Annotated in this window: 7 protein-coding genes; 1 reads left to right on the forward strand and 6 read right to left on the reverse strand. The window is 37.9% G+C overall.

Translation table 11 applies throughout. The annotated features are described in order from the left end of the window. Nucleotides 1–640: 640 nt before the first annotated feature. The 5 genes from IQ247_RS08820 to IQ247_RS08840 all read right to left on the reverse strand — a co-directional run bounded on the left by IQ247_RS08820 (nt 641) and on the right by IQ247_RS08840 (nt 16205). Complete coding sequence (locus tag IQ247_RS08820) at nt 641–2191, reverse strand: beta-barrel domain-containing protein (RefSeq protein WP_193919027.1); 1551 nt, start codon at nt 2189–2191, stop codon at nt 641–643. A 144-nt stretch (nt 2192–2335) separates the two neighbouring features. After that, nucleotides 2336–5383 carry a peptidase domain-containing ABC transporter gene (locus IQ247_RS08825; RefSeq protein ID WP_193919029.1) on the reverse strand — a complete coding sequence of 1016 codons (3048 nt, stop codon included), beginning with the start codon at nt 5381–5383 and terminating at the stop codon, nt 2336–2338. A 185-nt stretch (nt 5384–5568) separates the two neighbouring features. Next, on the reverse strand, nt 5569–6366 hold the full coding sequence (locus IQ247_RS08830) for a peptidylprolyl isomerase (protein ID WP_322745465.1): 798 nt from the start codon (nt 6364–6366) through the stop codon (nt 5569–5571). 791 nt (nt 6367–7157) lie between these two features. Continuing rightward, nucleotides 7158–9020 (reverse strand): DUF4114 domain-containing protein, encoded by a 1863-nt coding sequence (locus tag IQ247_RS08835; RefSeq protein WP_193919031.1) that lies wholly within the window; start codon nt 9018–9020, stop codon nt 7158–7160. Between the two features lie 702 nt (nt 9021–9722). Further along, the gene (locus tag IQ247_RS08840) at nt 9723–16205 is read right to left on the reverse strand and encodes a phytase (protein WP_193919033.1); all 6483 of its coding nucleotides are present in this window, start codon (nt 16203–16205) and stop codon (nt 9723–9725) included. A 943-nt stretch (nt 16206–17148) separates the two neighbouring features. Here IQ247_RS08840 and IQ247_RS08845 point away from each other — a divergent pair. After that, entirely contained in the window at nt 17149–19086 is a 1938-nt protein-coding gene (locus IQ247_RS08845; protein WP_193919036.1) for a serine hydrolase, read from the forward strand. Nucleotides 19087–19252: 166 nt separating this feature from the next. On the opposite strand, the gene IQ247_RS08850 is transcribed toward IQ247_RS08845, so the two are convergent. After that, complete coding sequence (locus IQ247_RS08850) at nt 19253–21238, reverse strand: DUF4114 domain-containing protein (protein ID WP_193919038.1); 1986 nt, start codon at nt 21236–21238, stop codon at nt 19253–19255. Between the last annotated feature and the right edge of the window lie 364 nt (nt 21239–21602).

The raw sequence follows: 21602 nt of genomic DNA on the forward strand, positions 1-21602 counted from the left end.
TCCTTATTTGGGCAGCGTGAAATTAAGAAAACTTGAAAAATTTTCTTGAAAACCAAACTACTAGCCGTAAAAAAAAATTAAATAGGGTGAGAAAATATTAACCTACTATTGTGCATCAGTTTAAAAGCCTGATATAGAAGGTTTGAGTTACCTTTATTTCAACTTTTCCGAGTTTTAGTAAGCTGCAATACTGTAATACAGTATATTCTGCTTGTCCTCCGGAAATGTTGTGTAAACACTGATAAAATTTTTTTCACTCAGCGCGTGTTAGAAGTAGAACACGAAATACTGCTTTTTTGATAGAAATTAATGAATTATTTATTTTCTACCATCAACAAAACTACTTTCTTACACTTATTTCTCGGCTGAGTAAAATATAGGGAACATTAACTTACACTTTTTTAGAGAACTTATTTATATACAATAATCTAAAAAAAAAGAAAGTAAGTAAAGAAACACACATATTTTATTTCTTTATAGAAAGTTTATTAATTGTTCATGATTTCGGATAAGAAATTTTTCACCTTGCTGTAATTAACTAGGTGAAACCGGACTTCAATACCCGAATCTTCAGAAGTTGGGTTTTTTTTACTTGTAAGGGTGTTATCGATAGTGATTGTAAAAACCGGACTTCAATAACCTATCTGACAAATTTGACGCTTTCGGCTGTTTGAGTAAATTTATCCGTAAATATACTTAAAATGCTTCTGTCCCTAGTTTTAATGTTTGCAGTAACAGACATCCCCGATTGCAAAGGTAATTGCCTTCCGTTGGCTGCTAAAGTTTGTCGATCTAACTCAACTTTTGCTGGAAAACGGTAGTAGGGATAAATTTGATCTGGAGGTAAAGCATCTTTACCAATTGAGACCAGAGTGCCTTTAATATCGCCGAACTCACTGAAATTATAGCTTTCAAATCTAACATCAACCGGCATTCCTTCTTTGACAAACCCGATATCTTTATTAGTAATAAACACTTCTGCTTTCAGCGATTGTTCCGGTACTACTTTCAGCACGGGTTCCGTAGTATTAGCAACATAACCCGGATTACTTGCTTTCATATCAAATATAACTCCATCTACCGGAGCTTTTACAACTTGGTAATCTCTAGTTAACAAAGCTTGCTTAATTTGACCATCGAGTTCGGCAATTCGTTTTTCATTTTCGACTATAGATTTATTAATTTGACTGTCAATTTCAGCAATACGTTTTTCATTGTCTGCGATTTGAGTCAATATATCTTTAGTAGAAGTTGATAAAGCATTTTGCAACTGCTGACCTGTTTGAGTAATAGCTAACCTCAAACGCTGTATCTCTTGAGAAAGTTGAGCAACTTCACTTTGACGGTTGCTAACCTCTTGCTTTTGTTGTAAGTATTGTAAACGAGCGATCGCCCCTTCTTTGTACAATGGTTCTAAATCGTTAAGAATACCTTGATTGATGCTGAGTATGTTTCTGGAATTATCCAGTTTTTCTTTAGTTTGTGCTAATTGTTGTTGTAATTGAGCTTGTTCTAACTTGATTTGAGCGCCTTGAGACCTTAATTCTTCTTGGCTGGAAAACAAACGCAGTTGCTGCTCCCCGGTCAAATTTACACCATTGCTATTTCCGCTTAACAGCACTCGATAAAATTGATTTTCTTTTAATAAAGCAGCCCGACTTTGAGCCAAGTTAGCCATTTCTTGGGGTACTTGGATCGAAGCTGTTGTTGGTAAAGAACCCGAAACGCTGAATAAACTGCGATAAAATTGATTTTCTAACTTTAAAGCTTCGCGAACTTTTCTCGTCGAAACCAATTCTGCTTCAGCCGCAGCGTGATCCAGACGTAACAGTAAGTCTCCTTGTTTTACCCGGTCTCCATCCTTAACAAAGACCTCTTTTACCATACCATTTACAGGAACCTGGACTTCTCTAACCGTTCCTTGGGGTTCTAGCTTTCCTTGAGCGGGGACAGCTTGGTCAATTCGAGAAAAATACGCCCAGGTAACGGTAAAAACAGTTACACCCAAAATACTCCATAGCGCCGCCCGTGAAAATAGTGGCGATCGCCGCAGAATTACGGGTTGATCAAACTCAGAAACTCTTGATTTACCATTTTTCTGAGGAATCGAATCTTGGGGACTGTTCCCTAATCCAGGGAGTAGCGTTTGTCGTGAGCCATTACCGTTGAGATTTCCGTTTAATTGAGTCATAAAAAAATTTTAGATTTTAGATTTTAGATTGAAGATCAGGAGTCAGGAGTTAGGAGTTAAGAGTTAGGAGTTTTTAATTCTTCCCCTTGTCTCCTTGTCTCCCCATCTCCGATTACCGATTACCGATTACCAATTACCATTTTTTTAAATTTGCGCTTCCTGTTGTTGATACAGACAGTAGTAACGTCCTTTGAGTGACATTAATTCTTGGTGGGTTCCTTGTTCTACAACGTAACCTTTATCTAACATCAAGATAGTATCGGCATTGCGGATAGTACTTAATCTATGAGTAATAAAGAAAACAGTCCTCCCTTTAAATGCTTCTGCTAAATTTAAGCATACCTGACGTTCGGATTCGTAGTCTAGAGCGCTGGTAGCTTCATCAAGGATTAATAAACGGGGATTTTGTAAAATTGTCCGAGCAATTGCGATTCTTTGCCGCTGTCCGCCGGATAAAGCGCTACCTCGCTCACCGACTCTACTATTGTACCCATTGGGTAGATCCATGATAAAATCATGTGCCACTGCGATTTTAGCTGCTTCGATAATCTCCTCTGGGGTGGCATCAGGATAATTTAAAGCGATGTTTTCCTGGACTGGTCCTTCAAAAAGTAGGGTATCTTGAGGCACAATCCCTACTTGCTCTCGCAGGGAGTAAAGTTCTACTTTATTGATGTCGTAACCGTCGATGAGAATGCGTCCGGATTCTAAAGGATACAAGCGCGGTACCAGTTTCATTAGCGTACTTTTACCGGAACCACTTTGTCCGACGACACCAACAAATACCCCCGCCGGAAATTCTAAGTTAATGTTATTCAACTGCATCGGTCCAGTAGGTTTGAAGCGGAAGGAGACGTTATCAAATTTTACAGCCCCTTCAATCATCGGCATCGGAATGTTACCCTTATCTTCTTCAGTGGCTTCTTGGGGAGAGTCGATAATGTCGCTCAAACGCTCCAAGGATAAAGCAGTTTCTTGGAAGTTTTGCCATAGTTGGGTAAGACGCAGTAACGGAGAAGTCACGTAACCGGCAATGATCCGAAAAGCGATTAATTCTCCTAAAGTTAATTTTTGGTCTAATACTAAAAAAGCCCCTACCCAGAGTACGAGTAACCCGGAAAGTTTGTTGAGAAATCCACTGGTAGAACTAGCACTAGTAGAAGTTAACACTGTTTTGAAGCCAGCACTCACATAGCGAGCATAACGTTCTTGCCACTGCCAGCGCGATCGCAATTCAATATTTTGGGCTTTAACTGTCTGGATACCCGATAAAATCTCTACTAGGTGGGATTGCGCTTCAGCGTTACGTTCTGCTTTGACTCGTAGTTGTCGGCGGACAATAGGAGAAACTACGAAGGTAAGAATGGCAAATAATGGCAATGTCGCCAGAGCTACTAAAGCCAGTAACCAGCTATAAATAAACATCACCACGATGTAAATTACCGAGAAAATTGCATCTAACACCACAGTTAGAGCGGTTCCGGTTAAAAATTGGCGAATTTTTTCTAATTCGTTCACCCTGGTGGAAAGTTCACCCACAGGTCGTTTTTCAAAGTACCGTAATGGTAAGCGTAACAAGTGGTCGATAATTTCCGAACCCAAGGTTAAGTCAATGCGGTTGGTGGTATCGACAAATAAATAAGTCCGAATACTAGTAAGTACTGCTTCAAAGACTGCAATTACCAAGAGGAATATACCGAGAACTTGTAGAGTGTCGGGGCTGTTCTGGTTAATTACTTTATCGATAATTACCTGGGTTACTAAAGGGTTTGCCAAACCAAATAATTGTACGAAGAAAGAAGCCACAAATACTTCTGTAAGTACGCCTTTATACTTAACTAAGGAAGGTAAAAACCAACTGAGTCCAAATTTTTGCTGAGGTGTTTCCGAGGTGGCTTGCAGCAGCAATACGGGAACGACATCTTGTTGTTGCTCTTCTTTGGGTTGGGGATTCGATTGTATCAGCACCTGCGCTACATCTGAGGGCTTTTGACGCAGGATTCCGGATTCTGGTACCCCAAGGACGATGGTTTTAGGGCTAATTTCGTAAAGTACAGCAAAACTGTCTTGCCATTGTACGATGGCGGGTGCTTCAATTCTACCAATAGCGTTTGCAGGTACGCCGATTAATTGGGGTCTTAAACCGACTAATTGCGCTACAGCACCGCACTGCTGCAACGATAACGAACCCGTGCGTTTTTGCTGATTAATTAATACTTTACGAATCACTTCCCGACGGAAGGGCATATTTAGATGCTTGCTCAACATCTGGAAACAAGCCAGAATCGCGTTTAATCCGCCACTACCGCGCACATGAGGATATTTACTACCAGCAGAATCTCGCTTAGTATTGTTTGCGGCTTCTGGTGGTTCTACTGGTGCGTAAGGAATATCATCGAAAGAATTTGAAGATGTGCCAGCGGGAATTACTTCTGCGATGTGAGCTTGTTGAGCTTCTTCCCCGATATCTTCGAGCCTTGGTTGGGGTGAAAAAACATTTGCTGGTAAACCTAACAACCGTACTCGACTTCCTTTTGGTAAAGATTCGGTGGAGTCAAAGCGATTACCGATTACATCGGGAGAAACTGTTCCTCCACTTACTAACCACAGATAATCGGGATTTAATTGCTTGGCAGCTTCGCGAGTTGTTAAATTAACAATTTGTGCATCATCGAAAATTTTCAGCGTTAATTCCTTACAATTATTGCAATCGGATGCTTCTAGAATCAACTGGCTATTTGCATGAGTTTTTAATTGCTTCGAGAGTAACTCAAATACTTCAACTATTCCCGCACGAGGGTAAAAATACGATGCAAAACTTTCTTCTTGACTTAATAAAGCCAGAAAATCCTCAGTATTTAAGTTAATACAAATAACTTCCGTTGAAGCAATGGCAGTAGAACCACCTATTCCCCGTAAAGCTTCGAGCCAACCCATAACCTCTCCAGGTTGCAATCTTGCCAAAGTTACGGGTATTTGGGTTTCGGGTTCGTAACCCAATAAACGCACTTGTCCCGAATGCAAAATCGATACTTGAGCGGGCATTTTTTCCCGCGCTAAAATCACTTGTCCCATCCGGTAGCGGAACAGTTGTGCTTTTTCTAAAAGCTTTGACAGTACAGCCGGTTGTAGCTGATTAAAGGGGCTGATTTCCGCTAAAAATTCTTGAATGTTAGTTGTTGTATAAGCCATGGGAATTTTAGATTTTAGATTTTAGATTTTAGATTAACCTCATAAAAATAAGGCTTGGGAATTTTAGATTTTGGATTTTAAGATAGTGATTGATTTACTTCATAAATGAACCATATTTTAAGTGGCATAACTCGAAACTGTTTACATTCCAATCCAAAATCCAAAATCTAAAATCCAAAATCGAACTAGCTTTGAGTAGAATTATCCACCGATAACTTACCATCTTTGATTGCAGAAGCAATTTCTCCTTGTAACCAAGCTTCAAATTGCTCGTTTAACAGTCGCTGTTGCGTTGCTGCATCTAACTGCGCCGGAATAAAATTGTCTAACCGAACAATTAAAATCCAATCTCCCAAACGAGTGGGTGGTAAAACTTGTCCCGGTTGAGATTTGAGCAACATTTTTGCTAAAATTGGATGAGGAACTCCCAATTCTACTGGACCAATTAAACCACCAGTTTGTGCTTCTGGTCCTTGAGAATACTCGCGAGCCAGCTCTGCAAAAGGCTGCTCATTTTCTTGAACCCGAAAGTATAATTCTTGAGCAATCGCAATATCCTTTATCCGAATTAATGAATAAATTACTTTATCTAATTTTTCCTTGCGTTGCAGAAAATATGATTCTAATTTCGTCCCCCAAGTCTCTTGTTTGAATTTTTCTAGTTTGAGAGTGCGAGTTACCAAATACTCTAGTTGTTCGCGCTCCCAACCACGGGATTTGAGCCAAGCTTGTAATTGCTCTTCATCCCCTAGTTGCTGCTGCTGGTAAAATTGTTTATATGCCTTTTGCACTTCTTCTTCGGAAAGCTCAATAGAAGCTGTTGCATTATCAATAACTATCTCTTTTAGTAATTGAGGAAGCATTCCGTACTGCTTGAGCAGCGGAATAATTTCATCAAGATTAATTGTGCGATCGCCAATCTGCAAAACTGCGGTCATAATATCTGTTTCATCCGGGTTGCCGCTGTGAGAAGTTACTTTCAATCATTTCAATCAAATTATGTCTATAAAATTATTAACGGGTTGTTTAAAGGTTAATAAAAAATAAAGCACAAGCTAATGGTTAATTTTACGATTATCTCCTGACTGTTATTAATACCTAGATATGGGAACATATGCTATTCGGATAATTACTGAAAATTATAGTAATGAAAAAATCTTGCAATTGCAAAGGATATATTTGATTCATTGGTAATTTTGTTACTTTTATTCAATTTACAATAAGTATATTTAATAGTTTAACCGTTGTGCAAAATTGAGTATGAAGTTTTTGACCTGGCTACAAATATAAGTGCATTGTCAAGCTCATACATACTCCTAATTAAACAATCAATCGCCATTATTTAAACCGTAAAATTAATCTTGACAGAATGCTCATCATAATATACATAACGACAGTTGGATAAATCTCCAAAGTCAAAGCAACTAGATGTTGAATAACCGCCAGGTTAGTTATCTTCTAGCAAGACTATCAGTATTTATCCCAGATAGTAAAAGTAAATCTAAGAATTATCAACAGTGTCGGTGTTGGAATTTAGTTGAAAATATTTCGTCATCTGCTGTCGATGATCTAAATTCTGCCCTGCGACTAACAGTCTGCCACATTCAGGTAGGGTGATTTATTCGTAGTGGCAGCGTCTTTGATTAAAGTCTTGTAGTGCGGGCATCCCTTCACTTTGTTCGAGGGCAAGCCTGCCCGCTAGAAAAATACAAATTAAATGCGCGACAACTTAATTAGGATCGAATCCATTCCCAGTCTGGAGGCTAGGAACGTTTCACAACTTAAAATCCATCTTGATAATTAAATCGTTATAATCGCGATCGCCACCGTTGGGTAAATCTTCAAAACCAAAAATATTATCACCCAATAAGCGAATATGGTCGAAGTTGTCGCTGTTTGCTCCTTGATATGCAAAGTATACTTCTGCTTTGTTGTTGAGAGCATCATTGAAAGTACCATCGACAATTATGAAGGGAGCAAATATACTACCACCACTCAATGTTCCATTAAAGTTACTTTGAATAGAGTCCTTAGTTTGTAGTAGTTCAAGGCTGCTTATCCGATTTTGTAAAGCTGCTTGTTTGTATCTTGTATCACCCGGATTTATAATTTCGTCATTAATTTTTATACTACCATTTACATCGTTAATTACGTAAAACCCGATTATGTTATCGTAGTCTGCATCACGAGTAACTGTAACATTAGTTTTAATACTACCAATTTGGTTGGTTAAATCTACTAATTCAATATTGTTGCTTTTTTGCAGCTTTGTACCAATGGGTATATCATTCGGTGGTTCAACAGGAGTAATTATGGAGTTGTCTGATGAACTAGCTCGTAACAGCCAATTTTTATCCTCTAATAAAGAAGTAGAAAAGTTTTCTAGGTCTAAGTTACCACTGTTCGTAGCAGCTATCCAAGATTGATTAGTTGGAGTGTTATTACTTATGGGAATCCAGGTTGGTTGGTTATTGTTATGTTTATATAAAGCACCAACAAAAAAGGTATTTTCTACTTTTGTAGGAGCGATAGAAATATGAGCAAAACCCTCGCTATCTATAAGGTTAGTGTCAAGCTCTAATATCTTTTCATCGCTGTCTGGTTGTTTGTCGTTGTCTTTATCTTCATAGAGAAAAACAGCAGATGGATTACCTAAGTTAGATAAACCGACAGAAATAAAATCGATGGTTTGAAATGGGGATTCCACAGTGTAAGCATTAAATACAATTGCGTCACCGCTACCGGAATTATAGTGAGCATCTCGTTTTCCGTTATCCAGTTGGTAAGTTTTGCCATCTATCATCCAATCGAGTTTGATATTTTGTTTATCGATGATGACTTTCTTGGTTTTAATGGTGTTGTGATCTCGGATGAATTCGATTTGATATTCTCCGGGAGATAATAAAGTTTGGTATCCACCAGCACTTAGAGTTTTGATTGACGTATTAAAATTAGGGTTACTAATGCCGCTGATATTCACAGTAATATCACTTAAGCCTTCACCGATGCTGTAGAAATCATCGTTATCAACATCCCTAAATACCGTACCCAGTAGCCAAGAAGTATTAGTTGTGGAAAGTTGTTGACTGTTAGCAAAATGTTGAGTAGTGAGTAATGAACCGACTTGTGTCGAGGGATTATCTTCTGATAAAATGCCAATCCCGACTTCTCGATAATTGTTGGACATGATGGCATTACGGTGTCCTGTTCCATTTTGAATACCATTAGGATTATTTCCCCAATCGATGGCAAAAGCTGCATGACTTTCAAGTACAGAACTTCCGTAGGCGTAGATATTTTCCGCTACCGTCGTAAATTGATAACCAGTATTTAAAACGCGATCGCGAAGAGATGCTTCGTCAGGTAAATTATGGGATTGCAGGTCATAATCAATCATTAACTGAGTATGAGTAACAGCCGAATCATGTAATTTATTAGACCAAGCTACAGGTTGTGCGGGTTTAAGTTGCTCCCACTGAGATTTCAACTCAGTTAAATTAACCTTGAAATAGCTCAGAGCGGTTTGAATATCTGGGTTAGTAGAATTAACTAGAATATCGTATTCAGCATCCGGATTGATTCGCATCCGGTTGATTAATTCGAGCATATACTGCTCTTTTGCGTTTGGATTAGCCATTATTACTGCTTATAAAGGAACACGTACCGAAGCATTACGGACATGACTCAGATTTTGGCACCCAGAATAGTTTTGAATTAGAAAGTTGTGAAACTAGATTTTGTTGGTGTTGCGAAATTTTTGATTTTTAGATAGTAAAAAATAACAAAGAAGAATTAACTAAAAATGAGAAAATTTAGAAAATACTGATTAAGAATTAATTACTATTTTGTTTTTTAGCAAACACACTTATTTGATTTGTTCGAGTAAAATCCGGATAGATAAATTGCGAGCTGTAAGGGCTGTTTTTACGGCGAAAGGTAGTTTTTCTGAGGGCTTGTTATTTGTGGGATAAGCTTTGCTTATCCTACAATTACTTATGTAAATAATAGGTAGATAAACTTTATTTGTAATTAATTATTTTTTGAAATTTATTGGTTGCTAAATATAGTAGTTTTTTTATAGGAGATAATCTAGCTGGTATCGCTACTTTTGTGGTTAATTGGAATCTTCAGAAGTCGGGTTTTTACGAGAAGTATCAGTAACATCAGAAAATTCTGCAAAAAACCGGACTTCTTACCCCATCCGACATCATAGAAGTCGGGTTTTTTATCAAAACCCGACTTGTTACCTCACCGAAAATTCTGCAAAAAACCCGACTTCTTACCTCACCCAACATGATAGAAGTCGGGTTTTTTATCAAAACCCGACTTATTACCCTACTTAAACAGTAAAATTGATGTTGATTTCAATATCGTTGAAATCGCGATCGCCACCGTTTGCTAAGTCTTCAAATTTGAACATATTATCCTCAAATTTGATGTGGTCAAAACTTCCGTTGTCGGTGTTAGCACCTAAGTAGGAGAAGTAAACACCTTCTACGCTGTTAATATTGTTTTGAGCTTGCTCTAGGGTACCGTCTGCAATGATGACAATACCAAGAATATTTCCACCTACAATTTCAAGGGTTCCGGTTGTGGGTTGTTCGTCGGGAGTTGTCAAGCCATCGGTTGGGTTGATAACGTTGTTTAATGCAGCTTGCAGATAACCGCTTGCATTAGGTGCTAAGGAACCGATTTCACCGTTAACGTTATCAACTGTGTAGAAGTAAACGTTATTATTGTAATCTGCTTCTCGGTTGATTTCAAAGCTGGCTGTTACGGTACGACCTGTGAATGGGGTAAGGTCAATTAGTTCTATTTCATTTCCATTTGCATCTTTATTTGTGGTATCGATGGGGTTGATATTTAGCGAGTCTACGGTTTGCGGATTGACGACAAATTGACTGACTATTTGAGGTTCTCGACCAGTTATACTTTGGGGATTAGCGAGTAATTCTGCTTCGGAATAAGGTTCTATACCATAAGTTGTTACAGTTAAAGCTTGGGTTTCTTGGTCAATATCAAATTCCGTCCAACCAAATTTATGGGTAGATACGTAATCACCTTGTAGTAATTGAGCATCTATGGAATTTTCGGCTTGGGAAAGGTTGTTATTTAAACCAACTGGGTCGTAACCTAAAGGTGTAGTTTGCTGTACAAGTAACTGCTTAATGAAATCATCTTTGTCATTGAGTTCGTTATCTGCATCGGTAGCAACGGGTAAACCATCGTAAAATGCTCTTTGTTCTTGAGTAATTAAACCTGCTGCTGTGGCTATATTAGCTACTGTCGGACCAAATAAACCATCGTTGAAAGCAGCGGGACCTGTAACAATTTCAAAAGCGTTGGTAGCAATTTGTTCGGTTCCGGGAGCAGTTTGGTAAGTAAGGTTATTGACAATAGTACCGTGGAAATCACCAGCCATGAAGACGACGTTATCTATATCGTTGTCGTCGATAAATTTAAGTATTTCGGTTCTTTCAGCAGCATAACCTTCAAAACGGTCTTCGGCATTTAATAAACCAAAGTTTTGAATTGGTTCCGGAATGGTGATAAACTTCCAGGTAATGCCTTTTTGTTCGGCATCGAGTAAGTCTGCTTTTAAGTCTGCTACTTGTTGTCTTCCCAAAAGAGTCCGAGTGGGGTCTGAAGCTTCTGCTAAGAATCTGGCAGCATCCTGGGGATTGGTTAGGTTAACTGGGTTTATTTGGTCATCTCGGAAGGAGCGACTATCAAGCATGATCACCGCAGCATCGCTACCGTAGGTATTGTAGCGGTAAAGTTTGCGTTCGTTTGCAGTCCGGTTATCCCCGGTTTCTCCGTAGAAGTTATTTTGTAGGGGATGATATTCTTGATAGGCTTGTAAAGCGTCTTCGTAAACCTGGGTATCGTTAACGAATTCAACGTCGTCGGTGAATAGTGGTTCGGTAGAGGAACCAATATCGGGAGCATCAGGGGAATCTCCCGGAGCTGCTCCACCAGCGAAATTATCGACGATTTCGTGGTCGTCAATGGTTGCGAGAATCGAGGTAGAAGCGTAAAGTTCGGGGACGGTATTTAAGTTGAAACGAGTTGTTAAGACTTCTGCTTGTTTGGTACGAAAATCTGATAAACTCCGAGCTTGGGAAACACCGGGAAGGGCTGGAGTTTCTAAGTCAGCGTAAATGGTATCTCCTAATTTGATAAACAGTTCTAAATCTCTATCATCGGCATTTTTCAAGGAAGGATAAGGAGGTGCTTGTTGCCAATCTCCTGTAGCACCAAAGCGGAAACCTTGATAATCACCCGTTTGTGCGGATGTTTTCAGTTTACCAATTCCACTAGCTCCAGCTGCATCGGTGACGCGATAATAATACTGGGTTCCTGGTGTTAAACCTTCAATTTCGACTTTGACGGGAACGTTAATATTTTCAACGTTTTGTGTCACTGTTCCGATAACGGAATTGAACGATTCATCGGTGGAATATTCAAAGGTGATTTCACCCTTGAATGTACTCCGCGCCCATAAAACGGTAGAATTTTGGGTAGTGTCACCGCTGGCGATACCGTTAATTAAAGATTGGGGTTGAGGATTGCGGGGGTCAAAATTGCTGTCGAAGTTGAATCCCTCGATATTTTCTAGAGGGACAAATTTGAAGTTAGTGCTGATATTTTCCAATTCCTCATCGTTTTCTACCACGAATTGGGGGTCGTTGGCTCCATCTTGTAATACTAATAAACCATTGGGGAATTCGCTTCCTAAAGCAACGTTGGTAATATCTAAACCATCACTTTCGTTTACTTGGTCGATGCCGTTATGATCGCCGACAATGAAGCTACTTAAATATTCGTTATTACCTTCCCGACTAAAAACAGCGTAGGAAGAATCACCTTGACTATTGGCAATTAAATAACCAGTTCCGTTGTCACCGTAATATATTGATAAACCTTCGATATCGGGGATTAAAGGAGAAACGTTAGTAGCTGCAAATTGAGTTGTTGCTTGGGGAATATCATCAATTAAACCTTGAGCAATTAAGCTGTAAACAGTAGCAGTAGGATGGAAGTCATCCCACCAGAAGTACTCATTGGGGTTGGGTACGACGGCTCCGGTGGTTGAATTGAAAGCGGGTGTGTCAGTGTTGGTAAAACCGAATTGACTAGGATTTGCTCGAATTTTCGCTATTTCACTAGCAACATCTAATTCAGTAATATTTATTCCTAGTTCGTCTTCTAGTTGATCTAATTCGGTATCAAGTAAGTTGTTAAATTCGATAACTGCGCTGTTGACTTGATTGCTGACTCCTTGACTAGTTATTAAAGGAGTATCACCAAAGGAAGGAAGGTTAGAAATAATAAAGTTTTCCGCACCTGCATTGGCTAAGGTGGTAATATGTCCGGTTAAGTCTGCAACAATATCTTCTATCTCCGGAATATTCTCGATAATTTCCGCTGGAGTCGCATCTAAATCTGGAACAATACTATTACTACCCGCAGAAATAAAGAATAAATCGGTTGCAGTTGGTGCATCTGCCCCAAGATAGAAATTAATCTGTTCTCCGACGCTGGGTTCTCCTCCATCACCAGCACCTAATTCCGCACCACCAAAAGCATAATTTGTTCCACCACCAAGGAAAGGTGTAGAAGCAGATAAACCGATTTCTTCTGCAAGTATTTCAGGAACTAAAAGTCCGTTGGATAAGCGTCCGTTAAAGTAAGGTGGAGATGCTGGGAAAGTTCCCCCTGTGCTGAGAAAAATATTACCAACATCTGTGGTACTATCACCAAAAGCGATAAAATCGCTAAATGGTACTTGTTCCAATTCAGCTTGTTCTTGGGAAGCTTGAACTACAGTAAAATTATTACCAGTTTCGGGTTCTGCTGCGAATTTGAGAACATCGGCTCCTTCGATCGCAACATAAAGGAAACCCAATTCTTGATCTACAACTAAACCTTCTGACTGAGAATCTGCTGCTTCCCCACCTTCGGGTATGGGTAATTCTAAAGTACGGACAACTTCAGCTTCTATTAATTGTTCGTCAGCAGGTCCCAATTTAGAAGTAAGTTCGATTTGAGCAACTTTATTACCATCGGCTTGGGTAACAAAAACGTAAGATTTTCCAGAAACCGGACTGGTATAAGTCGCTAAACCGTAAGCAGTTGCTTCACCATCATCTACACCAAAAATTGAAAAAGCTGGATCATCTAATTGTGGTGTGGATAATTTCTCAAGTTGACCGTTTTCTGAAATACTATAGATAGCTAAAGTATCGTTAGCTCGATCGGAAACAACAGCCAAATCAATTTTTGGTTCCTCACTTACTATCCTGGATGCTAAAGGGAAGTTATAAATAATATCAACATTGTTGAAACGTTGTTCCCCAAATACCAATGGTGAAATTGTTTGTTGGATTTCTCCTTGTAAGTTAAAGGTTACTAAACCACCATCTTTCAAAGTTCCAATTACAATACTTTCTCCAGGATTATCAGGATTTACCCAAATTGCGGGATCATCGGAATCTCCTGCTAAAACATCAACTGGAACTTCCTCATTATCAATGGTGTAGGGAGTTTCCACTGTGGGAAGTACTGCTGGGGTGGTTTTAAAATCTAACGCAAGAGCGATAAATTGAGTTGTTTGGGTATTGCTAAAATTATTATCACTGACAACAATCAAACTTTGACTCCCTGACGGTAAAGTTGGTCCTAAAGCCAAGCCTTCTAAGTTATCGGGAGTAATTCCCAAATCTGCAAAGTCTACCAACAACCGTTTTTGTACTGCTGGGTCGATTTCAAAAGCACCAGGAGGTATAATATCTCCATCATCTTCTAAAGCTTCTTCCCGGAATAAATCATCTTGACTGCTAACATCTAAGGCACCTTGGGTTTGAACTTCATAAAGCTTAACTGTATTACCTTTCCCAAGAGTAAAAGAACGCTCCAAAGCGAGTAATGTACCGTTATTATCGATAGCTAATAGTTCGACTAAACCGTTGGTACGAAAAGCATTATCAGAATCGGGAGCAACAGCCACTTGATCAACTTCGTAAACAAACTCCGCTACGGGTTGTCCGGTTGTCAAATCGTATTTTATAATCCGTGATAAGCTTTCTTGTTCTACATCTGCTGCTGCTCCATCTTGGAATAAAGCATTTTCGGTTGCAGTATATAGATAACGCTGATTGGGAGTAATCGTTAAACTTTCAAAAGCGAGATTATTGCGAATTCCGCCGCTTTGGTTTGCTGTTGGGAGAAATTTTTCCGGTATTGGTAATTCACTCAGTTGTCTACCTTGTAAAGAAAACTCATTGATGAAGGGATTAATTAAATTGTTTGTATCCCCTTCGGAAGCAATAAATAAATTTCCACTATCAGTTAACGCAATACCTTCAGGGTCTAAACTATTATTAGCGAAAGCATTTCCGCTGGCATTTTGTAAAGTAGTAACACCATTAAAAATAATATCGCCCTTATTTAACTTACCATCACTTAAATCGATATTGAGAGTATAAAAACGAGCATTACTACTGCGGTCATCGGCAATTGCGTAATAGACACCTTTGCTTGCATCATACCCAATCCCAGAAAGTCCACCAACTTCTGTACCGCTGAAATCTAAACCTGTGGGAAAACTCGTTTCTCCAAGAAAAGAAAGCTTTGTAACACTTTGACGATTTTGATTGGTCATTTCTACTGAGGATAAGTTTATATCCGTATATACTAAACGATGGTCGGAACTGGGAAAGGGAAAATCCCCAATTAACCGATTAAACAAAGGATCTTGAGCAGTAGTCCAAAAGACTTTTGCATCTTGAATTTTTAAATTCTGAGAAGGTAAAACATAATCAGCTCGTAAATTACCAGGAGTATTATCAGCAAAATCAGCAGTATCAAACGCTGGATTTCCTGTATGATTGAGATTAGCTCCACCTTGACGACTTGTTGCATCTACTCCACCTTCACTCGACGGAGTGACATTCGTATTAATTTGGGGATTATCTAACAGTTGTAAAATTGCATTATTAGTACTATCACCATCATTCGGGTCAGCGTTTTGGTCGCCCATAATGACGAATTTTGCGTTACTATTTAATCCACCTGTATTACCAGTATCATCATAAATATAATCTCCTTCTCCAGGAGTTACATAATCAGCCCAAAAACGAATTTCGTCATGATTACGCTTACCGTTTCGATCTTCTGCACCGTCAAAAACTGGTGGAGTAGGATGAGAAGCTAAAACATGAATAATTTCACCATTCACATTCACTGGAATATCCCAATGACTTTTAGAAGATAAACGAAAAACTTCTAATTCTTCTGGAGAATACCAATCATTTGGTTCTACTGTTGCAGAGTCATCAGGAAGTAATGCATTCGGCATATCTTTCCACAAGAAATTTTGGAAAGTACGAACTTCATTTTCTACGATGGGGTATTTGGATAATAATACCATGCCAAACTGTCCGGGAAAACTGCCAAACCCGAAAGCGTCATTACCACCACCGACAGAGCCGTTATTATCAAAATCAAACCCAGAGGGAATTCCAGTATTGGAAGGTGCTAAGTAAACGTAGGGATACTCTACAGCATCTACACCATTTTGGCTAACTTCTAAATAATTCTGCTGGAAATTTGCTATCGCAATTCCATTATCGTCATAATCAAACTCGTTTAACAATAACACATCGGGGTTTGTCCGCTGAATGATTTCAGCTACAGCTTTAGCTTGGTCGTTATTGGGAGTAGATAAATCACTAATTAATTCACCTGTACTGTTGCGATTCAAAGAAGCGTTGAAAGTTGCGAAACGCACTTTGCTATTTTGGCTCAAATTATCAGCCATTATCAATATTTATCCTTTAGATAATTTAATTTACAAGCAATATGAATATTTTTTACAGAAAAAAATTCTGATTAGTTTTCCTGTAAAATACTCAATTTAAATGTTTCATCTATAGGTTAAATCAAGAGTATATTTAGGTTAAATAAAAGTTCTTAGCCCGGAAGTTAAGAACGAGACTACTCCTATCCCCTTCTAAAATTACCAATTTCTATGAAACCTCTTTCCTCCGTGTTCTCTGCGTCAAGCATCGGTTTTTATTTCAGTAATCATAAAGCCGGGAAAGGACTACTCCTATTCCACTAAACAGATTACCTTTCACCCGGAGGGTGCGGTTCATCTCTTTTTACCTCTTTCCTCTGCGTTCTCTGCGTCTCTGCGGTTTTTTTTTATCGGTAATCTTTTGCCGGGAAGGAACTAATCTAAAAGCCAAAATCCAAAATTATTTGACCAATATTGCCGATATGACTTTAGTCATAAATATGCATGACTATAGACAATATGAAAAAGGTGAACATTTCAGTTAATTTACAAGAGAAGCATTTCCAGAAAACAAGAATATGAAAACCAAACTCTTACTATTAATGAGAGTTTTTACTAAGTTAAAGTTTAGCGGGTAAATCCGCTGTAGAACTGATATTTTTCCTAGGTAAAGAAGTCGGGTTTTTATGACTTTTTGATTTTTTGCTCGATATTGATTGTAAAAACCCGACTTCTGTGAGTATCCTATTCTCAAATATTTCGTAGGGAAAGAAGTCGGGTTTTTATGACTGTTTTGTGTTGCGATCAATATTGATTGTAAAAACCCGACTTCTGTGATGATATCGAAATCACCTCAAGTTATATCAAGTTCGGATGGTTAATTCTTATTCCCTATTCCCTATTCCCTATTCCCAGAGTAATCTCTTCATATCAAATTTGTACTAAACACAAGGAAATTATAGTAATGAATCAAAATATTTCTTCCGAATTAGCTCAACAACTACAAACATCTCTCGATTCTAGCGTAGAAAATACAGGAATTCCCGGTGCGACTGTGGCTGTGATTAATTCTCAAGGTACTTGGTACGGTTCTAGTGGAGTTTCTAATCTGGAAACACAAACACCACTCAATCAAGATGATTTGTTCCAAATTGGTAGTATTAGTAAGACGTTTACAGCAGCAACTATTCTCAAATTAATTGAAGAAGAAAAGTTGAATTTAGTAGATACTCTCGATAAATGGTTACCCAATTCTATTATTAATAATATTCCCAATGCTAACAACATCACTGTCGAGCAATTGTTGAACCATACCAGTGGTATTTTCAACTATACAAATAATCCACAATTTGCCATAGATGAATTAGCTGTTTTCAATGGTGCTGATATTGATAGAAGTCGAGAAGCAATACTTAAAAATTATGTTTCGGGAGAGGATGCTTACTTTGCTCCAGGAGAATCATTCTTTTATTCCAACACTAATTATCTCTTGTTAGGAATGCTAATTGAAGCTGCAACGGGTAATCCCTATAAAAGTGAGGTGAATCGCTTAATATTAGAACCCTTGGAATTAGATAATACTTATTTTGTGGGAGATAAAATTCCCAAAGAAAGATTGGTAAGAGGATATGGAGATGTAATTGGAGAAGATGGAAATTTCGGTGCAGATGGTATTCTTGAAGATACTACAGATGCATTTTCAACTATTGCTTCGACGTTAAGTGATGGTGGAATTATCTCTAACACCAAAGATGTAGCTCGTTTTAGTGATGCACTATTGAGTGGTGAATTATTAAACCCTGAAAGTCTCAATCATATGCTTTCTTGGTCTGGTATTGAACAAGCACAAGTTGGAACTGGATATGGATTAGGTATATACGAAGAACAAACTCCTTGGGGTGAAATTTGGGGACATGATGGTGGTACTTTTGGTTATATTAGCCGAATGAGCTATTTTCCAGAGACTGATACTACTGTTGTAGTTCTTATTAATCAAGTAGATTTTCAACCTTTGACATTTTCGATAGATTCTGTATTTTCCGGCATTACTAAAACTCTCCTTGGTGCTAGTGAAAATGAAATTACTCCAGAGGCTTTACTAGATTCTTTCGACAGTAATTTTGTTGATGGTTTGATTGATGTAATTAATGGAGTTGAAAATAAAGCTGATTTGCTCAGTTTAGTCAATAATGGAGAGACGTTTACGGAGCTTGATGTAGAGGAAGAGAAGTTTTTCGATTTGATTAGTAATCCAGATAATCAAGACGACTATACAGCGCTAGTTAACTATTTACGCTTTGGTGCGATTGTTCCAGAAGAAAGTAATCTGATGGTGGGGAATCAAGCGGATAATACGCTTGCTGGTGAAAACCGTGATGATATTTTAGCTGGAGGATTAGGGAATGATTTAATTTTCGGTCAAGGTGGTAATGATATTTTACGAGGAGATGTAAATAATTCCTCTGGTGGTGGAAGTATTGGTGGTGATGACACTATATACGGTGGAGCAGGAAATGATCGTATCGGTGGTAAAGCTGGTAATGATTTGATTTTCGGTGAAGCAGGAAATGACAGAATTTGGGGTGATGCTGGTGATGATACAATTTCGGGTGGTTTGGGTAATGATAGTCTCAATGGTGGTACTGGTAATGATGTATTTCTCTTGAAACAGAATCAAGGTACGGATAAAATTTTTGATTTTAAAGTTGATGATGACTTGATTGATATTACTGGTTTGAATATTGATTTAGAGAATATCGATATTATCCAACAAGGTAAAGATACTGTAATTGCTGTTAATGGTTCGGATATCGCAATTTTGCAAAATCTCAATGTTGATAGTTTAAGTGCAGATAATTTTATTAATCAAAACTCTTTCGGAACAGCCTTTGATTATTTCTAGATTGTACAAGGAATAAATGCTAATAATTTAACCCAATCTCCAGAAGTCAGGTTTTTAGGATATAAAAAAACCCGACTTCTCACCCCAGCAATTCCAACTTTTAGAAGTCGGGTTTTTACGAGTTTCTATCAGTCACATCATAAAATCATGATCAAAACCCGACTTCTTATTCCACAGCAATTTTAACCACCATATCATTAAAGTCCATATCACCACCGTTACGTAAATCCTCAAAACCAAAGATATTGTCACCGAGTAAACGAATGTGATCAACACCATCAGAATTAGCGCCAATGTAGGGAAAGTAAACTGTGGGGTCGTTGCTGGTATCATTATCTTGAAGCTGTTGCAAGTTCCCATTAACAATCATCATCGGTGCGAAAATCGACTCTGCTATAATGTCTGCTGTGATTGAAGCTGTACTTTGATTATCGGCTTTTAGTGTGAAAACCTCACCGTTAGTGTCTTTAACCAAATTCTCTAAAGCTGCATTGAGATAATCGCGATCGCGATTCGGGTTAAGACTATCGATAATACCATCAGGGTTATCAAGTCTGTAGAAAACAACTTCGTTATCAAACTTAGCTTCACGGAAAACTTCTGCTGTCACAGTGACGGTTTCACCAGCAAATTGTCTCAAGTCAATTAATTCCGCAGTATTACCAGCTTGACTTGTACCATTTGGTGCAGATTGGTTAGTAATTTCCAAGTTCAATACTAAATCATTGAAATCGCGATCGCCACCACCAATTTGGTCTTCCCAGGCTAGTTCAAATTTACCATTACCCATATCTGCAATTTTGACTTGAGCAAAATCACTACTACTAAAAGTTGAACTCAAGAGAACGTTATTTGGAGAAGTTTCATCACTAATGACGTTATCAGTAGTACTATTTGTGACCAGATAAAATACTAAACGTTCGCCGCTTTGATATCCTTCTAAAATGCGTGTTTTTTCTAATTCTGCATAACCATTCGGTTGATTATTAATAGCAGAAAAAATAACTTTACTTTGTTGTAATGCTTCTTGAATATATTCTGGAGAGTCGGGAGTTATGCCATTAACAGCATTATTCTCATCAACAATAAAAACACCTAATTCACTGATGTTATCCGCATCAGTACCAACTAGGGAGAACAATATATTTGCTTTTTCTTGAGTATCTCCAATTAAACTAAAAATACCTTGTTTACTTTGTTCAATATCAAATTCAGGTAAAGGTTCATCTTGCAAATTAATAGTGATATTAGCATTCTGACTGAAACTACTATTATCAGCAACCGTAACTAATAAATTAAAAATAGGATTCTTTTCAAAATCTAAATCATCACTGTCATTAACAATAATTTCACCGCTCGTTCCATCAATTGTGAAAGCAGTATTACCATCACCATCAATATCCAGATTACCATCAGTAATATTATAGATGAGGATATCATTTTTATCGGAGTCATTAGCGCTAACCGTACCGATTAACGTTTCCTCTACACTATGTTCTCGAATAGAAAAAGTAGCATCTTCAATAACAGGTTTATCTAGTCCAGGATTGTCAGGAGCATTTTTATCAACAACCACATTCTGTGGATTTAATTGACTAGGAACAACACCTGAAACAGTTACTAATTGTGTACCAAGTGCAGTGATAATACTATCATTCCCTTGTTGAGTAATCGAAAGGTCATTGAAATTTTCAACACCAGCTAAATCGACTCTGATTGTATCTTCAGCAAAATTAAAATCAGTAATTGTATTGGGATTTTCTGGTAATTCAACATTCGCAATCCAAAATACATCTTTACCTAAACCACCAGTAAAAGTATTACCACCACGTCCAGCGAAAATTATATCATCACCAATACCACCATCAACTGTATCATTACGGTCAGGGAAAATTTCATCGTTTCCTTCACCCCCATCAAGTGTATTATTTCCTTCACCATCGGAGTAGAGGTCATCGTCCCCAGCATCTCCAAATAATTGATCGTTACTATAAGCAAATAACTCATCATCTCCCGCACCACCACGCAGAGTATTATTTCCTTTTCCATCGCCAGCATCTAGAATATCATTACCTTCTAAACCTAATAATTCATCATTACTTCCTACAGTTATTCGCTGATCATTGCCAGGAGTACCGTTAATAGTTGCCATTTTTTTGTTTATGATTTTTATATTTTTACTTTTAAATACAACCTAAATATGAGTAACGATTAAACTCAAGTAAACGTTGATACATAAATAAACTAAATTTTAATTTTAATGGCTTATAAGCTAGATTAAAAAATACTCTAGTGCAATATTTTTAGATTATTTATGATTTAAATGAGAATCTAGATAAACACGTATTACGTATTAATTACCCATTCATATCAAGTCCGGTTAATTAATATTTGTTAATCAGCCGGACTTGATATTATGTGTTCTACAAAAGATGGTTAATTTTTATTTAAAATTGATTAGCAATTGCTCTGTTAATTAACTAATAATTAACTAATTACTAATCTAATCAAAACTC

Origin of the sequence: Plectonema cf. radiosum LEGE 06105 (assembly GCF_015207665.1) — a bacterium.
Classification (GTDB): domain Bacteria; phylum Cyanobacteriota; class Cyanobacteriia; order Cyanobacteriales; family Nostocaceae; genus Rivularia; species Rivularia radiosa_A.

Excerpts from the sequence above, each read along its gene's own strand:
- IQ247_RS08845 (WP_193919036.1), top strand. The coding sequence starts at position 17,149 with ATGAATCAAAATATTTCTTCCGAATTAGCTCAACAACTACAAACATCT.
- IQ247_RS08850 (WP_193919038.1), bottom strand. The coding sequence starts at position 21,238 with ATGGCAACTATTAACGGTACTCCTGGCAATGATCAGCGAATAACTGTA.
- IQ247_RS08825 (WP_193919029.1), bottom strand. The coding sequence starts at position 5,383 with ATGGCTTATACAACAACTAACATTCAAGAATTTTTAGCGGAAATCAGC.
- IQ247_RS08835 (WP_193919031.1), bottom strand. The coding sequence starts at position 9,020 with ATGGCTAATCCAAACGCAAAAGAGCAGTATATGCTCGAATTAATCAAC.
- IQ247_RS08840 (WP_193919033.1), bottom strand. The coding sequence starts at position 16,205 with ATGGCTGATAATTTGAGCCAAAATAGCAAAGTGCGTTTCGCAACTTTC.
- IQ247_RS08820 (WP_193919027.1), bottom strand. The coding sequence starts at position 2,191 with ATGACTCAATTAAACGGAAATCTCAACGGTAATGGCTCACGACAAACG.